This is a genomic window from Pseudomonas sp. D2002 (assembly GCF_013385735.1).
Lineage (GTDB): Bacteria > Pseudomonadota > Gammaproteobacteria > Pseudomonadales > Pseudomonadaceae > Aquipseudomonas.
Window position 1 is genome coordinate 100,414 of the sequence record NZ_JACAPL010000020.1, and the last position, 17,280, is coordinate 117,693.

20 protein-coding genes and 1 tRNA gene are annotated in these 17,280 nt (G+C 59.9%); 7 read left to right on the forward strand and 14 right to left on the reverse strand.

Annotation, left to right across the window (positions count from 1 at the left end; all coding sequences use genetic code 11):
* Window positions 1-504, forward strand: a complete 504-nt coding sequence (locus HX783_RS27115; RefSeq protein ID WP_177018914.1) for a hypothetical protein — start codon at window positions 1-3, stop codon at window positions 502-504.
* A gap of 485 nt (window positions 505-989) precedes the next feature.
* On the opposite strand, the gene HX783_RS27120 is transcribed toward HX783_RS27115, so the two are convergent.
* On the reverse strand, window positions 990-2,186 hold the full coding sequence (locus HX783_RS27120) for an MFS transporter (RefSeq protein WP_177018915.1): 1,197 nt from the start codon (window positions 2,184-2,186) through the stop codon (window positions 990-992).
* Between the two features lie 118 nt (window positions 2,187-2,304).
* On the opposite strand from HX783_RS27120, the gene HX783_RS27125 reads away from it, so the two are divergent.
* Window positions 2,305-3,213: a LysR family transcriptional regulator gene (locus tag HX783_RS27125; protein WP_177018916.1), complete on the forward strand. Its 909-nt coding sequence runs from the start codon at window positions 2,305-2,307 to the stop codon at window positions 3,211-3,213.
* A 116-nt stretch (window positions 3,214-3,329) separates the two neighbouring features.
* Here the strand turns inward: HX783_RS27125 and HX783_RS27130 are convergent.
* Window positions 3,330-3,416, reverse strand: a tRNA-Leu gene (locus HX783_RS27130).
* Between the two features lie 409 nt (window positions 3,417-3,825).
* Entirely contained in the window at window positions 3,826-4,107 is a 282-nt protein-coding gene (locus HX783_RS27135; RefSeq protein ID WP_159956728.1) for a hypothetical protein, read from the reverse strand.
* 182 nt (window positions 4,108-4,289) lie between these two features.
* On the opposite strand from HX783_RS27135, the gene HX783_RS27140 reads away from it, so the two are divergent.
* Window positions 4,290-4,748: a GFA family protein gene (locus tag HX783_RS27140; RefSeq protein WP_177018917.1), complete on the forward strand. Its 459-nt coding sequence runs from the start codon at window positions 4,290-4,292 to the stop codon at window positions 4,746-4,748.
* A gap of 2 nt (window positions 4,749-4,750) precedes the next feature.
* On the opposite strand, the gene HX783_RS27145 is transcribed toward HX783_RS27140, so the two are convergent.
* A complete protein-coding gene (locus HX783_RS27145) occupies window positions 4,751-5,278 on the reverse strand; it encodes a DinB family protein (protein ID WP_177018918.1) in 528 nt (175 codons plus the stop codon).
* A gap of 125 nt (window positions 5,279-5,403) precedes the next feature.
* Here HX783_RS27145 and HX783_RS27150 point away from each other — a divergent pair, with 125 nt between their 5' ends.
* On the forward strand, window positions 5,404-6,114 hold the full coding sequence (locus tag HX783_RS27150) for a tellurite resistance TerB family protein (RefSeq protein ID WP_177018919.1): 711 nt from the start codon (window positions 5,404-5,406) through the stop codon (window positions 6,112-6,114).
* 143 nt (window positions 6,115-6,257) lie between these two features.
* Here the strand turns inward: HX783_RS27150 and HX783_RS27155 are convergent, their stop codons facing one another.
* The 10 genes from HX783_RS27155 to HX783_RS27200 all read right to left on the reverse strand — a co-directional run bounded on the left by HX783_RS27155 (window position 6,258) and on the right by HX783_RS27200 (window position 15,436).
* Window positions 6,258-7,079 (reverse strand): hypothetical protein, encoded by an 822-nt coding sequence (locus HX783_RS27155; protein ID WP_177018920.1) that lies wholly within the window; start codon window positions 7,077-7,079, stop codon window positions 6,258-6,260.
* Window positions 7,080-7,097: 18 nt separating this feature from the next.
* Complete coding sequence (locus tag HX783_RS27160; RefSeq protein ID WP_159956718.1) at window positions 7,098-7,445, reverse strand: DUF2493 domain-containing protein; 348 nt, start codon at window positions 7,443-7,445, stop codon at window positions 7,098-7,100.
* Window positions 7,446-7,509: 64 nt separating this feature from the next.
* Window positions 7,510-10,224, reverse strand: coding sequence for a magnesium-translocating P-type ATPase (mgtA, locus tag HX783_RS27165; protein ID WP_177018921.1), 2,715 nt, complete (start codon window positions 10,222-10,224; stop codon window positions 7,510-7,512).
* A gap of 235 nt (window positions 10,225-10,459) precedes the next feature.
* Window positions 10,460-10,753, reverse strand: coding sequence for a hypothetical protein (locus HX783_RS27170; RefSeq protein WP_177018922.1), 294 nt, complete (start codon window positions 10,751-10,753; stop codon window positions 10,460-10,462).
* A gap of 316 nt (window positions 10,754-11,069) precedes the next feature.
* Complete coding sequence (locus HX783_RS27175; RefSeq protein WP_177018923.1) at window positions 11,070-11,681, reverse strand: LysE family transporter; 612 nt, start codon at window positions 11,679-11,681, stop codon at window positions 11,070-11,072.
* A 72-nt stretch (window positions 11,682-11,753) separates the two neighbouring features.
* Complete coding sequence (locus HX783_RS27180; RefSeq protein ID WP_177018924.1) at window positions 11,754-12,545, reverse strand: AraC family transcriptional regulator; 792 nt, start codon at window positions 12,543-12,545, stop codon at window positions 11,754-11,756.
* Between the two features lie 50 nt (window positions 12,546-12,595).
* The gene (arsH, locus tag HX783_RS27185; protein WP_177018925.1) at window positions 12,596-13,282 is read right to left on the reverse strand and encodes an arsenical resistance protein ArsH; all 687 of its coding nucleotides are present in this window, start codon (window positions 13,280-13,282) and stop codon (window positions 12,596-12,598) included.
* 12 nt (window positions 13,283-13,294) lie between these two features.
* Complete coding sequence (locus tag HX783_RS27190; protein ID WP_177018926.1) at window positions 13,295-13,765, reverse strand: arsenate reductase ArsC; 471 nt, start codon at window positions 13,763-13,765, stop codon at window positions 13,295-13,297.
* An 11-nt stretch (window positions 13,766-13,776) separates the two neighbouring features.
* Complete coding sequence (locus HX783_RS27195; RefSeq protein WP_177018927.1) at window positions 13,777-15,060, reverse strand: arsenic transporter; 1,284 nt, start codon at window positions 15,058-15,060, stop codon at window positions 13,777-13,779.
* 19 nt (window positions 15,061-15,079) lie between these two features.
* On the reverse strand, window positions 15,080-15,436 hold the full coding sequence (locus HX783_RS27200) for a metalloregulator ArsR/SmtB family transcription factor (RefSeq protein WP_177018928.1): 357 nt from the start codon (window positions 15,434-15,436) through the stop codon (window positions 15,080-15,082).
* Between the two features lie 177 nt (window positions 15,437-15,613).
* On the opposite strand from HX783_RS27200, the gene HX783_RS27205 reads away from it, so the two are divergent.
* From HX783_RS27205 to HX783_RS27215, 3 genes are all read left to right on the forward strand, one after another.
* The gene (locus tag HX783_RS27205) at window positions 15,614-15,829 is read left to right on the forward strand and encodes a hypothetical protein (RefSeq protein WP_078742613.1); all 216 of its coding nucleotides are present in this window, start codon (window positions 15,614-15,616) and stop codon (window positions 15,827-15,829) included.
* A gap of 71 nt (window positions 15,830-15,900) precedes the next feature.
* Complete coding sequence (locus HX783_RS27210; RefSeq protein ID WP_159956700.1) at window positions 15,901-16,596, forward strand: AzlC family ABC transporter permease; 696 nt, start codon at window positions 15,901-15,903, stop codon at window positions 16,594-16,596.
* Window positions 16,593-16,904: an AzlD domain-containing protein gene (locus HX783_RS27215; RefSeq protein ID WP_159956698.1), complete on the forward strand. Its 312-nt coding sequence runs from the start codon at window positions 16,593-16,595 to the stop codon at window positions 16,902-16,904. Before HX783_RS27210 ends, HX783_RS27215 begins: the two co-directional genes overlap by 4 nt.
* Window positions 16,905-17,280 lie beyond the last annotated feature (376 nt).

Below are 17,280 nucleotides of genomic sequence, written 5' to 3' on the forward strand. Positions count from 1 at the left end.
ATGCAACGCATAATGTTTGCAACAAAGAAATCTCAAAATCACTTGGTCGGTGAGCTTTTATATAGAAACGCGGAGTACTCAATTGACTTTCTGCCGACCTCAAAAAGTGAAATAGCTAGCGCCTCGGGCCAGCTCGGACGCTCCTCCTTAACTATGGGGACGCTGCAACTCGAAGTCAGCATTGAAACGGGTAGGGTGCTGTACCCATGGGGATTGTTTCCGCTCATGCACTGCAAGCAAACAAAACTAACGATGAGGCCTTTGATCAATGGCGAGATTTATGTCGATATCACCCAATTAGTGTTGGCGTCAGGGGTCGCGTATGCGATCCCGGGTGCTGATCAGTGGGAGTTACTCCGAGATTTGGATACGGGTTGGATCTGCGTTGGAAATGCAGATATGAGTGAAAATGTAGTATTGATAGAGTTTTCAACTGATGCCGTGATGTCTTTCAAAGAAGAAAAGTTTATCGCTTTGTGGCTTCATCCATCTATGGAAACATGAGCAGTGCGAACAGCTTGAGATTCCGAGCATTTACTTTAGCCCTTGCGCAGAGAGCAGCGGTCGTTCATACAAACCATGTGGATGACTTGGCGCTATGTTTTCGATGACCCTTTACTCCGAAGGGAGCGATAGTTTTACCTGGAAGTGAAGAGATCCATGAAGATTTCCCGGGTAATATTAAAACTCAGCTTTACCGAATCCCGCTGCAGCGAACCCAAACCGCCGCTTAAAGTGCATCGAAAACCGCGACAACGCCCGATACCCGCACACTTCCGCAATCTGCGCCCCCCCAGGTGCGTGGTCTGCAATAGCATCATCGCGTGGTGCATGCGGATCTCCGTCAGCAACTTGCTGAAATTAATCCCTTCATCCGCCAGTCGACGGCGCAACGTCGCCTCACTGACTACTAACTCATAGCCAGCGAGTGCGGCGGTGCAGGGTTGTACGAGCGCTTTGGCGAGCAGTCCAGGCGCTCACTTATGGGCTTACTTCAGTTCTTCAGGGTCTGAAAGAGCAACCCCCAACCCGTAAAACAACCCACCGGCGATGATAAACAGCCCCAACATGTAGAAAATGTAGTGAGCCGGCTGCGTCGCCAGCACGATTCCACACAGCACTGGCCCTAACGCAGCGCCGACGTTGCTCAAGTTCTGCGCCGCGTAATACATCCCTCTCAGATGACTGGGTGCAATGTTGTCGATAAACATGTATTCGGCTGGGAAGACGATGATTTCGCCCAGGGTAAAAATCGCCATGGACGCCATCCATACCATCAACGTGGTCGACAGGGCGAAGCCGCCGAGCCCGACGATAAACAGGCTGAGCCCGCCGGCCAGCCACAGGTTCAGGTGTCGACGGGAAATCCGCTTGCCAATGCTGTATTGCAGGCTGATCACCATCAGGGCATTGGTCGCCACCACGCTGCTGATAATTCGATAGGCCGCGTGGGGCGTGGTGGTCACCATCAAATACTGCGAGAGGTAAGCGGTGAACTGGCCGAATACCACCGCACTCAAGACCCCGCCGAGGGTGAAGCACACCAGGCGGTAATCGCGCAGCAGCAGTGTGCCGACGGCGAGGAATGGCGCGGGTTTATGCTGTGCGTCGCCAGCCGCCAGGCCTCGGTCGCCCCACACGAAGTAGACAAAAAAGAACCCGGCACCCAGCCCCGCCGAGAGCAAAAACGGCAGGCTGATGTCGAGGGCGGCCACGCCTGCGCCGAGAAACGGGCCGACGGCATAGCCGATATTGGTCAGCGTGTATTTGATCGAAAACACTTCGCTGCGCTGGTCCACAGGCAGCAGGCTGCCAAACCCGGCCTTCACGGTGATATCGATGACCGCATACGCCAGGTTGATCGACACCAGGCACAGGTAGAACAGCCACAGCGTGGAGGCGCCATACGCGCCGAGAAACCCCAGCGAGAACACGCCGCAGCAGGTGAGGATTAGCCGGTAACTGGAGATTCGGTCGACCAGAAAGCCGCCATACAGGCTCAACAGCGAGCCGATGATCAGCGTGCTGCCGATCACCAGGCCGATATCGGCAATGCTCAAGCCAAAGTTGCCGGACAAGTAAATCACCAAATAGGGCAGGGTGATTGCGCGCGCGAGGGTTAATACCAGTGACGCAGACAGCAGCAGGTTAAGGGTGGCGGGGTAGGTTTTCAGCGTGGCGAGCATTCGGGCCTCATCGTCCATTCATAAGGTGCAAGTCACACAGCTTACTGGTGAGGTGAATTCTGATTTAGGATGCTTTCTATCGAATGAAAGGAACTGAATTCATGAATAAGGAACGTCAATGTTTGCCTCCGAACGCTTGAAGGGTATCGATGTGTTTGTCTGCGTCGCGGAGTGCGGCAGCTTCGCGGCGGCGGCCGAGAAGATGCACCTGACGGCCTCTGCCATCAGTAAAAGCATCGCCAGGCTGGAAAAACGCCTGGGCGTGCGACTGTTTCAACGTACGACGCGCAGATTGGCGCTGACCGACACGGGCACGGCGTTCCTGCGCACCTGCAGCGGGGTGTTGGCCGACCTTGAAGAAGCCGAGTTGTCACTGCACAGCGAAAGCACTGAGCCCCGTGGGCGAGTGCGCATTGATTTGCCGGGCGCATTCGGACGCGCGCAGGTATTGCCGATCCTACTGGCATGGCTGAAGGACTATCCATTGGTGATACCGCACATCACCTTCTCTGACGGCCTCATCGAGCCGTTTCAGGCTGGCGTTGACATCGTGGTGCGTATTGGTCGTGCGGATGCCTGGCCGGAGACGGTTGGGCACAGGCTGCTCACGCGCGAGCGGCATGTGTTTTGCGCATCGCCTGCGTACCTGGCTCGCCATGGCACGCCGTTGTCGGAGGGCGACCTTGAACAGCATCAGTGCATTGCGTATGGCTGGGTTGATGGGCGCATCAGCCACTGGCGCTACACCGGTGAGCAGGGCGAGGCGCTGCGCAGGCCAGTCGCGCCGCAGCTGGTGGTGGGCAATGGTGAAGGGCTGGTGATGGCCGCGCTGGCAGACTGCGGCATCGTCCAATTGCCCTCGTGGCTGATCGAGCAGCAGCTGCAGCAAGGGACATTGGTGGAAGTGCTGCCGCACCTGGCGACTGAAGGGTTTGAGATCACCTTGGCCTGGGTTAAAAGTCGCCAGGCGTCGCCCAAGCTACGCGTGGTGCTTGAGGCGTTGGAGGGACTCGGTGCATTTGAATGATTCGGGGGACGTACTATCGCCTGGCGAGCGCCGGAACAACCGAGCAAATGGAGAGTTGCGGCGCGCAAAAAGATAAGGGCCTGCATGAGGTTAATCATGCAAGCCCTTGATATCTATGGTGCCCGAAGCCGGAATCGAACCGGCACGCCCTTACGAGCGGGGGATTTTAAGTCCCATGCGTCTACCAGTTTCGCCATTCGGGCGGCAGCGCGGTGCAGCAGGGTTGGGAATATATAGACCCAGGCGCTTGGATGCAAGGTGAAAGCATGAGTTTGTCGCATTCATTAAAATCCGAAAAATCTCGCAGGATCAGTGATCTACATGGGGAACCTGCCGCCGTGGCGAGGTTTTTGATACGGGGTGAAACGCTCCTGCCAGGAACTGACGCGGGTGTGAAATAGAGTGCGGTTTCACTTTCAAGCCAGGCCCCGTTATGAAATTTGCCTCTGTCCGTCCTGGAGTTTCAAGTGTTGGATGTGGCGGCTGTTGCGAGCCGGGTCAGCAGCACGAACGTGGTGATGCCCGCGACGAAGATGCCGTGGGGTAATACGTCCGCGCTGCTCCAGGATCCCGATGAGAACCTGGTGAATATCTTTTCAAAAGCCGAATAGCTCAGACAAACGCCTGCCCGCTGAACCCGCGTGGCAAACGCTGCAACCCAGGGAGGTCGGTGAGGCGTTGTGTCCACGCACTGCGCCAGTCGATGGCGGTGTGGGTCTTGGTTTTGCGCGCAGAGCGGCGAGCGGCATTGCGCTGGGTGCGGCGCGCTTCTTTATAGGCTTCGGTATTGCGGCAGGTACGGCATTTGACTCGGTTCAGCTCGGTGCTGGAGGTGAGGTTGGTGCCGTGGTGGCCGCAGGCCAAATGGCCGGCGACCTTGAAGTGAGTGACCATGTAAGCGTCTCCTTCTTATGGGGGTACGCGCCTCCAACAGCAGCGGTGGCGCGCGAGCAGGGCGGGGCAATTAACCCCGGCGCCTTATGGTTACGACCCCAGGCGCGGCGCAGCGTTCGGTTTTGCCCCCACGCGGGTTCACGCTACCCTGTGCGACTACAAGCATAAAAAAGGAATCAATGATGAGCCTCGAAACCCTGCCGTTGGAAGGCAGTTGCCGCTGTAACCGGGTGCGTTTCAGTGTCAGCCTGCCGCCGGTGATCACCATGGCGTGCCATTGCAACGGCTGCCAGAAAATGACCTCCAGCGCGTTCTCCCTCAGCGTCCTGATTCCCGCCAGTGGCTTCACCGTCACCCAGGGCTGCCCGGTGATTGGCGGTTTGCACGGCGTGGACCGTCATTATTGCTGCCCGCACTGCATGAGCTGGCTGTTTACGCGCCCCCATGGCATCGACGAGTTCGTCAATGTGCGCGCAACCTTGCTGGATAACGCCCACGACTACGTGCCGTTCATGGAAACCTGGACCAGCGAAAAGCTGCCGTGGGCCTCCACGCCCGCCGTCGAAAGTTTCGCGCAATTACCCGAGCCGCAAGACTTTGCGCGCTTGATGCAGGCCTACGCCGCGTTCAACGCGCGCTGAACTCAGTCGATCAGCGCCAGCAGGTCGGTATCGCCCACATCCACGCCCGCCTGGGTCAGCAACGTGGTTGCCTGGCCCCGGTGGTGGGTCTGGTGGTTGAAGAAATGCACCAGCAGGCCGAAGAACGGCTTGTTGTTCGCGACACCGCGCATGTTCTGGTAGCTGAGGTGATGATCCAGGTCGGGCTCGCGCAGGCTCTGGGCCCAGTCGATGATGAGTTGATCCAGCCAGGCGCGATGGGCCGACAGCTCGCGGATGTCGGCAAACGCCAGTTGCTTGAGGTCGACGGGGGTGGTGATAGCGCTTAAGGGTGCCAGCGCCGAAAAGCCTGCCGGGTGCTGGGCAAAGCGCTTGAGCCAGACGGTATCACCGAGCGCCAGGTGATTGAGGGTGCCGAGAATCGAGCCGAAGAACGCCTGGCGGTCCGCCGCCAGTTCGGCGTCTGTCAGCGTGCCGGCGGCGGCGTAGACCTTGCGGTTCATCCACTGGTTGTAGTTGGCCATCAACGCGATGTGTTCAATGCGGTTCACGTGTGCTCTCTCTTAACGGCGCGATGTCGCCATCATAAAGCGTGCCCGCCCGGCGGTCATGGTGTTCCCACGGCAGCGGGCTATGGTTGTTGAACGCCATTATTGCGCCCTGGGAGGGTGAAACCATGAATACCAGCGATCTACTCGAACAGCTGTTGCGCGCCGGGCAGCAAGGCGGCGCGGCTTCAGGCGGTGGCTTGGGCGGGCTGCTCGGCGGCTTATTGAAAGGCACCAGCAGCGGCAACGCCTCGGCGGGCGGCGGTTTGGGTGGGTTACTGGGCGGCCTCGGCGGTTTGTTGGGCGGCGCACCCAGCGGTGGTACGACGCAGGCGCGCTCCGGTGGGATGAACTACGCGGCGCTGGCCTCGTTGGGGATGGCGGCGTTTCAGGCGTATCAGGCCTGGCAACGCCAGCAGGCAACCGCGCCGCAGCAAGCCATCCAGACGGTGGATCAGTTGGACGGCGCCGAAGCGCAAGCCCATAGCCACGCATTGTTGCGTGGGCTAATCGCAGCGGCCAAGGCGGATGGCAACATCGATGCGCAGGAGCAGCAGATGATCTCCGCCGAGATCGGCCGCCACACCGATGACCCGCAGTTGCAGCAGTGGTTAGACGCCGAGGCCGCCAAGCCCCTGAATGCGGCGGATTTTGCCGAGTATGCAAGCGACCCGGCGGTGGCGTCGGAGATCTACCTGGCCAGCGTGCTACTGGTGAACGACCAACAGATAGCAGAGCGCAATTACTTGGATGCCCTGGCAGAACAGTTGCAGATCGATCCACAGCTGCAACTGCATTTGGAGCAGCAGGCTAGGCGAAGCACCACAACAGCGACCTGATGTAATGAGATCCAAATGTGGGAGCGGGCTTGCTCGCGAATGCAGTGGGCCAGTGACAAATGAGCTGACTGACCCAACGCATTCGCGAGCAAGCCCGCTCCCACAGGTTGTCCGAGGCGTTCTTTTGATCCACACCACTCAAACTAGAAACGCACCGTAGCCCCTGTGGTCAGCCACTGGTTCCGTTCGCCGCTCAGGCTTTGCCCAACCACCACATCCACATCGACCAGTTTGCCCACATGAAAGCTCGGCCCGGCCTGCCAGGCCTGGTCGCCGCCTTCCTGGCCGTAGCGCTCACCGATCAGCGTCAACGCGTCCGCCAGTTGATACTCGAACCCGGTCCCCCACGTCAGCCGATGATTCTGCTCACCGCCGTTATAGGCATGTGTCCAGCCACCATTGACGTTCAGGCGCAGCGCTTCGACGGGTTGCCAGGTCAACGGCACATTCAGATCCGCGCCGTCGAACGCATGTTGGCGGTCCAACGCAAAATGCGACGTAGCCGACACCGCCATTTGCAGCCCCAGGTCATCCCGCGACCATACCTGGGCCTTTACCTGCGGGCTGACCTGGGTTTCAGCGTCGCCTGCCTGGCTGGCACGCGACAGCGCGGCGCTCCACTGCACTGACGGCAATGCACTGAAGGTGCAGGCCGGGTTCAATGTCTCGTTATGGACATTGCCTTGATGCCGATCGGCCGTGTACCAGGCGTCCACATTGCATTCTCCAGGGGCGTTGACGGCGCCGTCGTCGACTACATAAGCGCCACCGGCCGCGTGGGCCTTGGATAACAGCGCGATGAACAAGATAAGGCCCAGGGTCACGCCGATAAACGTCAGGTTACGTTGCAGTGCGCGGCGCTTGGCCGGTGGCAGCAGCAACAGGGTATGGCGAGCGCCGCGATAGTGACGGGCACGGTATTTGGCAAACCCGTCCTGACGCAGAGGAGTGTGTTTTTTGTGCATGATGCACCTCGCTTGAATTCAGCTTTCTACGGTCAGCACCGAAATGCCGCTGGCTTTGGCCTGGCAGACCAACTCCGAGGTGTCGTCACCGCCCGGCAGGGCGATGACCACGTCGGGGCGGCTGTCAGACAGCATGAAATGGTTGCGCTGGCGTTCCGCCTGCTTGCCGTGGCGTTGCCAATTGGGCGGGTAGCGCACCACGTCGATGCCGATTTCCCGCGCCCATTCCTCAATGTCACTGCCGAGGAACTGGTTGCCGCCGTGAATCAATACCTGCATCGGGCGCAGGCGGTGGTAAGCGTCCAGCACTTGGCGGGACTTTTTGGTGTCGGCGTAATGACGACCTGCACAGATCAACACGCGCATAGTCAGAGTCCTTGTGTTGCACGGTGGCCGCCGGGCGACGACCACCGTTTTCAGAGGCGGGTGATCAGTACCACTGCTTGAAGCGGCGGATGTAGATCGTTTTCATCAGTTGGGCCACGCAGCAGTAGGCGAGCAGGGTGCCGACCAGCCATGGGAAGTACGCCAGCGGCAGCGGCTCCAGACCCACCAGGGTGCCCAGCGGCGAGAAGGGCACATAGATCCCCAGCCCGATGACGATGGCGGTCATCATCAACACCGGCCAGGCGGCCGTGCTCTGGAAGAACGGGATCTTGCGGGTACGCAACATGTGCACCACCAGGGTTTGCGAGAGCAGCCCTTCGATAAACCAGCCGGACTGGAACAGGGTCTGCATTTCCACACTGTTGGCGGAGAACACGTACCACATCAGCGCAAAGGTGGTGATGTCGAAGATCGACGAGGTCGGCCCGATCCAGATCATGAAGCGGCCGATGTTTTTCGCATCCCACTTACGCGGCTTGGCCAGGTATTCCTTGTCCATTTTGTCCCACGGCAAAGCCAGCTGGGAGATGTCGTACATCAGGTTTTGCAGCAGCAGGTGGATCGCCAGCATCGGCATGAACGGGATGAACGCACTGGCCACCAGCACCGAGAACACGTTGCCGAAGTTGGAGCTGGCGGTCATGTTCAGGTACTTCATGATATTGCCGAAGGTTTCGCGGCCCTTGAGCACGCCTTCTTCCAGCACCATCAGGCTCTTTTCCAGCAGGATGATGTCGGCCGACTCCTTGGCGATATCCGTGCCGCTGTCCACCGAGATACCCACGTCGGCATCGCGTAGCGCCGGTGCATCGTTGATGCCGTCGCCGAGGAAACCAACCGTGTGACCGTTGGCTTGCAGCGCCTTGAGCACGCGGGATTTCTGCAGCGGCGTCAGCTTGGCAAACACCGTACGCTCTTCCACGCGGCGCAGCAGGGTTGCGTCGTCCATGGCTTCGATTTCTACGCCGAGCAGCGGCTGGCCGGGTTCGAGGCCAACCTGGCGGCAGATTTTGCTGGTGACCACGGCGTTGTCGCCGGTCAGCACTTTCACGGCCACGCCGATTTGTTGCAGCGCAGCAATCGCCGGGCCTGCGGTTTCCTTCGGTGGATCCAGGAACGTCAGGAAGCCCTGGATCACCAGGTTGCGCTCATCGGCGGTGGTGTATTGCTGGCGTGCCAGTGCTTTAGGAATGTTGCGGGTGGCGACCACCAGCACACGGAAACCGTCCTCGTTGTAGTCGTTGGCCAGCGCCAGCAACTCATCACGGCGACGATCGTCCAGCGGCACCGCTGCGCCATCTTCCATCACATGGGTGGAAATGCTCAGCATCTCTTCCACGGCGCCTTTGCACACCAGCAACTGGTCGCCGGCGGCGTCCTTGACCACGATCGACAGGCGACGGCGCACGAAGTCGAAGGGCAACTCATCGACCTTGCTGTAGGCAAATGGCAGCTGGAACTTGGGGTTGTGTTCCGAGAACTGCACCACGGCCTGGTCCATCAGGTTTTTCATGCCGCTCTGGTGGTAGCTGTTGAGCCAGGCCAGGGACAGCACCGCATCATCACGTTGGCCGAAGGCGTTGACGTGGTGTTCGAGGATGATCTTGTCCTGGGTCAGGGTGCCGGTCTTGTCGGTGCACAGCACGTCCATCGAACCGAAGTTCTGGATCGCGTTCAGGCGCTTGACCACCACTTTGCGCTTGGCCATGGCGGTCGCGCCCTTGGCCAGGTTGGCGCTGACGATCATCGGCAGCATTTCCGGGGTCAGGCCCACGGCCACCGCCAGGGCAAACAGGAACGCATCGCCCCAATCGCCTTTGGAGAAGCCATTGAGCAGGAACACGATGGGCACCATCACCAACATGAAGCGAATCAGCAGCCAGCTGACGCTGTTCACCCCACGGTCGAACGCGGTCTGCACCCGCGAACCGACAATCGCCTTGGCCAGCGAGCCAAAGTAGGTGCGTGGCCCGGTAGCGACCACCACCGCTTTGGCGCGGCCGCTGACCACGTTGGTGCCCATGAAGCAGATGTTTGGCAGGTCCAGCAGGTTGCCTTGGTCGGCGGCCAGCGAGGACGCGGATTTCTGCGTGACGTCACCCAGCGTGTCGTACTTTTCCACCGGCAAGGCTTCGCCGGTCAGCACGGCCTGGCTGATAAACAGGTCGCGGGATTCGATCAGGCGGATATCGGCCGGGATCATATCGCCGGCCGACAACTGCACGATATCGCCGGCCACCAGGTCGCGCATCGGCACTTCGCGCAGCGTCGGCTGGGCGCCGACTTGCTCGCGGCGCAGCACAGTGGCGGTGGTGCGCACCATGGCCTTGAGCGCTTCGGCGGATTTGGCCGAGCGGTGTTCCTGCCAGAAGCGCAGCAAGCTGCTGAGCAGGACCATGGTCATGATGATGATGACTTTGGTCAGGTCAACTTCTTCACCGGCCTGCAACGGCAGCCAATAGTCGGTGACAAAGCTGATGCCGCCCAGGGTCAGCAATACGTAGATGAAGGGGTTGTTCAGCGCCTGCAGGAACTGGACGATGGCGTGAGGCGGCTTGTCATGAGCCACTTCGTTGTAGCCTTCACGTTGCAGGCGCGCCGAGGCGTCCAGTTCGGTCAGGCCGTCCTGGGTCGCTCGCACATTGGCAAGGGTGGCTTGCAGGCCGTTCTGGGCTTCACGGGCGGCACGCATCGACAGTTTGGTGTCGGTGGTGGTGCCATTTTTCTTGTGCAGAGGCGTGTTTTTTACGGCGCTCATTGTCTGTACTCCTGTCGCCAATTCTCGACAAAACATACCCGGTACTTACCTGAATACAGGCGAGCGAAAGCATGCCGAGCCGCGGACTTCGCGATCGGTTTAAATAAGGTGTTCACATAACTTCTACAGCGCCCGCCAGACGCGCGTTAGTTAACTAACGCGCAGCGGGCTACTACTGGACGTGTTCATAAAGAACTCCAGACTGTTAATCAGAAAGTTGCTGTTTCCAGCCGGTTTAAGCGGCGCGCAGGCTCAGGTAAACACCGAGCAGCACGCTGGCTTGAGCCAGGGTGGAAACCTGAGGTCTCTGCGGGTCTTGAGGGTCGGCGTGGTCCCAGTGCTGCAGCAGTTGACCGCTGTCAGGGCAGACACGCCAGTGCGCCAGCGGGGGCGCCGGACGCAGTTGGGAAGAGGGTGCAGCAAAGGCGGTGCGAGTAGGCGAAAAGCCCACAGGCTCGCGGCACAGCTTGGCACGCAGGGCTGCGGCTAGCGTACGTACATCGGGCAAAACAAGGAGTTGGAAGGTCATAACACACCTCGGGACCGGACGGGCGACCGGTGAGGCAGTTACGGTGGAGCATCAAGCTCTAGCGCAGCTTACCGGACCTGGAAGGCGAGTCCTGTCATATTCTGGGTTTGGCGCCCGATGCCCGCTAATGCGGTGCTCGGACAGCGACTAGATACTGTGTCCATTGGCTTCTTTTGTGAGGTTTAAAAAAGGCCCCAGTTGCGGGCACGGGCAATCTACTCAGACGGTTACAAAATGTCAACGCATGATTAATTAAATTAGCCCGTGTTCAGAGTTCATTCAGATAAGCGCGCAGCAACTTGCGAGGTATATAACTTCATATACCCTGTGCCGCCAGAACAGCCAGATAGATCAACACTACGCCACACGCACCGTAACTGATGCGCTGCCACAGCGGCGATGCGTTCTTGCGTAACAGATCGACCAACGCTGCAATCAGAAAACACGAGAGCACCGACGCCAACATGAACCCGGCAAAAAACATCAGGGTTTGCCCATGGCTCGGCGTTGCGCCAACGATGCCGGACAGGGCGCTGCCCAGCGCGCCCCAGTAGACGATGTTCTTCGGGTTAGCCAGGGAAATCGCCGCACCCACCGCCAGCGCGTTCTGCCCGGAGCTGGCCGGTGCGGTGTCCGTTGCGGGCAAGTGCCAGGCATCGAGCAAACTGCGCACGCCCAGCCAGGCCAGGTACAGCGCGCACACCACCGTCAGCGGCACGCGCACCGCGTCATGCTGGATCAGCAGGGCGATACCGGTGAGGCCAATGACTGCCCACACGGCGTCGCCCACCAGCGAGCCGACCTGTACCAGCAAGGCCGGGGTAAAGCCGTGCAGCAGGCCTCGGCGCAACGTCTCGGCCAGCACCGCGCCCGGGGAGAGGCAAAACACAAAACCGAATACCAATGCGTAAACGAAGATCGTCAACATGCTCGCTTTCCTTCAAATCAGGCGAACAGTGTGCTGGTGCGGCGTGCAGGCGTCTTGAACCAGATTGCGCTTTTAGCGCTTCAACACGCTTTGATAGCGGCCTGGCGTGATGCCATACGCGGCACGGAAATGTCGATTGAGGTGGCTCTGGTCGGCAAAGCCCAGCTCATGGGCGACGGCGCTGGCCGAGGCGCCGTTGCGCAACAGGCCTTTGGCGCGGCAGGTGCGCAGTTGCATGGCCCATTGCCTGGGGCTTAACCCGGTTTCTTTCTGAAAGGTACGCAACAGGTGGAATTTGGACAGGCCCAGTTCGTCGCCCAATTGCTCCAGAGGCGTTGACTGGTGCAACTGCGCGGCGAGCAATTCCTGCGCGCGGCTGATCAGGCTGGTGCCGGTTTTCGCCGCGCCGGGCAGGCGCACACCGCTGACGCCGACCACTTCACCCAGCAGCAAAACCAAAGCGTCTTCATTCAGTTCGCGCACCAACGCATCGCCGCTCAAAGCGCCTTTTACCGCCGCCGCCAGGCGCTGCGCCAGCTCCGGTTGAAAGCACAGCGAACGTTCAAATTCCACATGCGCCAGGCCTAGATCCGCCGCTAACTGAGCGGCCGTGATGTACAGGCTGACGAACTGCCAAGGCACGCCATCCGCCGCGCCGCCACCCTGAATCTGCCCGGGGTTGTATAAGGTAATGCTGCCGGGGCCGGCGTCGAATTCGCGGCGGTCGAGCCAGACTTTTTCCTCGCCCACGAGGTTTACGCCGATCACGCATTCATCATGGCTGTGGCGGGCAAAGGTCAGGCCGGTGCAGGTGGTGCTGCTGACTTCGTAATTGCCCAGCCAGGCGTGTTGCATGGCGCTCATCGCTATAACTCGGTTAGAGAGTGGGCATGAGCATACGCCGCCAGTGTGGCTCAGATCGACCGCTGATTGACGCGCTGTGAAAGTTCAGCGGCGCTTTCCTTGCGTTCCGAGTAGCGGTCGACCAGGTCCGGGCGATCGCGCAGCAACAGGGTGAACTTCACCAATTCTTCCATCACATCGACGACACGATCATAGAGCGCGGAAGGCTTCATGCGGTCCTGGTCATCGAACTCCATGAACGCCTTGGGCACCGAGGATTGATTGGGGATGGTGAACATGCGCATCCAACGCCCCAGTACGCGCAGTTGGTTAACCGTGTTGAACGATTGCGAACCGCCGGACACTTGCATTACCGCCAAGGTTTTGCCCTGCGTGGGCCGCACGGCGCCGAGGGCCAGTGGTACCCAGTCGAGTTGTGCCTTGAATACCGCCGACATCGAGCCGTGACGTTCCGGCGAGCACCACACCTGGCCTTCAGACCATTGCATCAGGTCCAGCAGCTCCTGAACCTTGGGGTGATCGTTGGGCGCATCGTCCGGCAGCGGCAGGCCGGACGGGTTGAAAACTCGCGTATCGGCACCGAAGTGACGCAACAGGCGCGCGGCTTCCTCTATCAGCAAGCGGCTGAATGAGCGCGCGCGCGTGGAGCCGTAAAGCAACAGAATGCGCGGCGGGTGCGGCGGTTCGGCAGGCATCGGGTTGACGAGCGTTGTGTCGAGATTGGGCAGGGTGGTCATGAGCGTCTCCGGCTACAACTGCGCGATGCGGTCGAGTTCAGCTTTCAATTCAGGCGGGCTGAGTTGAGCAAAGGGCAGGGCGAAAAACGCCTGGCAACGGGTGGCGATGATGTCGAGTGTGGCGTTAAACGCGGCGTCGACGCGGGCGTCGTCAGCGTGCAGTTCCGACGGGTCTTCCAACCCCCAGTGCGCTTTAACCGCTGGCCCGAAATACACCGGGCAGGCTTCCCCGGCCGCCTTGTCGCACACGGTGATGACCACGTCCGGCGGGCTGCCTTCAAAGGCATCATTGCCCTTGCTGTACAGCACTTCGGTGCTGATACCCGCCGCCTGCAGCGTGCTCAGGCTGCGCGGCAGCACCTGGCCCTTGGGGAAGCTGCCGGAGCTGATCGCTTCGAAGCCCTGCGGCGCCAAATGGTTGAATACCGCTTCGGACAAGATGCTGCGGCAGCTATTGGCGGTACACATAAACAGGACTTTCATGGCTATTACCTTCAAATGCTCAGGCGCAAAGCGAGTGCGGCCAGGGTGATCAACAGCACGGGCAAGGTCAGCACAATCCCGACCTTGAAGTAGTAACCCCAGGTGATGGTGATGCCTTTGCGCGCGAGGATATGCAGCCACAACAAGGTGGCCAGGCTGCCGATCGGGGTGATTTTCGGGCCCAGGTCGCTGCCGATGACGTTGGCGTAGATCATCGCGTCCTTGACCACGCCCACGGCATGGCTGGATTCGATGGACAGCGCGCCGATCAGCACCGTCGGCAAGTTGTTCATCGCCGACGACAGCAGCGCGGTCAGCACGCCGGTGCCCATGGCTGCGCCCCACACGCCGTAGGTGGCGAAGGTGTCGAGCCAGGTCGCCAGGTAGGTGGTCAAGCCCGCGTTACGCAGGCCGTAGACCACCAAGTACATGCCCAGGGAAAAGATCACGATTTGCCACGGGGCGTCTTTCAGCACTTTGCGCGTGGAGATTTTGTGGCCCTTGGCGGCAATCACCAGCAGGAGCACGGCGCACACGGCGGAAATCGCACTGATGGGAATGCCCAGCGGCTCCAGGGCGAAACAGCCGACCAACAAAATACCGAGCACCCACCAACCGGCGCGAAAGGTCGCACGGTCATGGATGGCGCTGGTCGGGTCATCCAGGTCTGCCGGGTCATAGGCCTGTGGAATGTCGCGGCGGAAGAACCACAGCAGCACTGCCAGGGTTGCTGCAACGCTGACGACGTTCACCGGCACCATCACCGCCGCGTACTCGTTGAAGCCGATCTTGAAATAATCCGCCGAGACGATGTTCACCAGGTTCGACACCACCAGCGGCAAGCTCGCCGTGTCGGCGATAAACCCCGCGCCCATCACGAAGGCCAGGGTCGCCGCCGGGGAAAAGCGCAGGGCCAGCAGCATCGACATCACGATGGGCGTGAGGATCAACGCCGCGCCGTCGTTGGCAAACAGTGCCGACACCAGCGCCCCGAGCAGCACCATATAGGCGAACAGGCGCCGGCCACGCCCTCGGCCCCAACGCGCCACATGCAACGCGGTCCAGGCGAAGAACCCGGCCTCATCGAGCAGCAGGCTGATGATGATCAGCGCAACAAAGGTGCCGGTGGCGTTCCAGATGATGTGCCACACCACCGGGATATCCGCCAGGCTGATCACCCCGCACGCCAGGGCCAGGATCGCGCCCATGGTTGCACTCCAGCCAACGCCCAAGCCTTTGGGCTGCCAGATGACCAAAACGATGGTGAAGATAAAAATCGCAATTGCGACAAGCATGAATAAACGCTCCGATGGCTCAGCAGCAGGTGCTGGCCCGTTGTGGTCTGTCGCCCATTGCATCAAGACGCTGCGCGTCGTTGTGCAACCATGGCTGGTTGGCTTGCAAGGTAGTTTCCAGCACGTGTGTCACCCAAGTGGGCAGTGCCGGGTTGATGCGGTAATAGACCCATTGGCCCTGACGACGGTCCAGCAAAAGCCCGCAACTGCGCAGTTGCGCCAGATGACGGGAGATTTTTGGCTGGCTGTCGTCCAGAGCATGGATCAGTTCGCACACGCAAAGTTCGCCTTCACGCAGGATCAATAACGTCAATCGCGCGCGGGTGGCATCGGCCAGGCATTTGAACAGGGTGGGCGGGGAGATGAGGTCCGGCATGTCGGGGTCTTCGTATATATGGCTGTCCGAATATACGTATAGCCATATATGTAGGTCAAATCCTGAATTCGATTGACGTGGATCAAATGCCACCAAATCAGCCACAAGTGACTGAAATTAAAATGAAACACGAATGTCCTAAAGTGCCTGCCCATTGCTGATGAAGGAAGAACCCGCGTGACCCGTGCCACTCGCAACCTGCGCAAGACCCTCGATTCCGTCGCGGACAATAACGAAACTGCGGCGTTTGACCTGATGCGCGCCGTGGAAAAACTCGGCGACGAAGTGCTGCGCCAACGCCTGCTTAATACGATTCACCGGCTCAACCAGGATGCTTATGAGCTGCGCGAAGCGCGTGACTCGGTGGAGCAGGTCTCGGTCAAGCTCGCCTGAGCACGATCGTTCAAGACAACACCCTTATCGCGCTGGCATGCTTGTCGACTGTCTGTCGATGAGCCGTCTCCATGCCTACAGCCTTACCTCATTACGCCTTCGGGCGCGGCGCGATTGCCGTCATTCCGTTATCGCTCGCTTGTGCGCCGTGGGGGCTGCTGGCCGGTTCCATGGCCATCGATGCGCAATTTACCCCGCTGCAAGCCCAAGGTTTGTCCGCCATCGTGTTTGCCGGTGCCGCGCAGTTAGTCGCAATCGGCATGGTCAAAAGTGGCGCCAGCCTGATTTCAATCGTGCTGACCACCTTGCTGCTGACTTCCCAGCATCTGCTCTATGGCATGCACATGCGCCCGACATTGTCGTCGCTCAACGCACGCTGGCGCATGAGCCTGGGGTTTTTGCTGACTGACGAATTCTTTGCGCTGGTCAATCACTATGACCGTGAGACGTTCAACCGCTGGTACGCCCTGGGCGTCGGCCTGACGTTCTATATCATCTGGAACCTGTTTACCCTGGCCGGCATCGTGCTGGGCAAAAGCATTCCCGGCCTGGACCAGTTGGGGCTGGAGTTTTCGATTGCCGCGACCTTTATCGCCTTGATCACACCGGTGGTGCGCGACGTGCCCACGGTGGTGTGTGTGGCGGTGTCGCTGTTGTGCTCGGTGTGGTTGAGTTACTTGCACTGGGAGTCGGCGGTGGTGGTGTCGGGTGTGTTGGGGATGAGCGCGGGGTTTGCCTGCAAGCGGCTGGGAGTGGGGCAGCGATGATTTACGTGATGATTGTGGCCATGGGCCTGGTGGTATTTTTCAACCGTTACGTGTTCATTGAGCCGCGGTTGCCGGTGCGGCTCAATCGCGGCGCGCGGGAGTTTCTCGGGTTCGCGGTGCCGGGGATGCTGACGGCGATCTGTGGGCCGATTATTTTTCTCGCCGACCACACGCTCAACCTGAGCCCGGCCAATCCTTACTTGCTGGCGGGTATCTGCGCGGTGGCGTTGATGTTCTGGACGCGCAGTGTGTTGATCACGGTGCTGCTGAGCATGGGGTTGTTCTATCTGTTTCGCTGGTGGCTCTGAGTCGCAGACACAGCAGATCTGTTCTTCTGTGGGAGCTGGCTTGCCTGCGATGGCATCCATGGGTGGCCACTGGTACACCGCGGCGCCCGCATCGCAGCATAGGTATCTACACAACTTTGAGTGCGGCGCTAGTCCCCAGGAGAGGGAACTTGCTTTCTGGCAGCTTACAGCTATCTAACTGATGCACCGCGTTCCACATGTGGGAGGGGGCTTGCCCCCCGATGGCGGCCTGACAGCCGACCAGGGTGCCGGATCAGACCGAGTACATATCCATTCCTGCGGTAACGGCCACTTAGGGTTCCGCTCTTACAGCGGCTCACTTTGGAAAAGCCCCAAAGTAAGCAAAGGGCTCTTGCCCCACCACTCGGCACCTCGC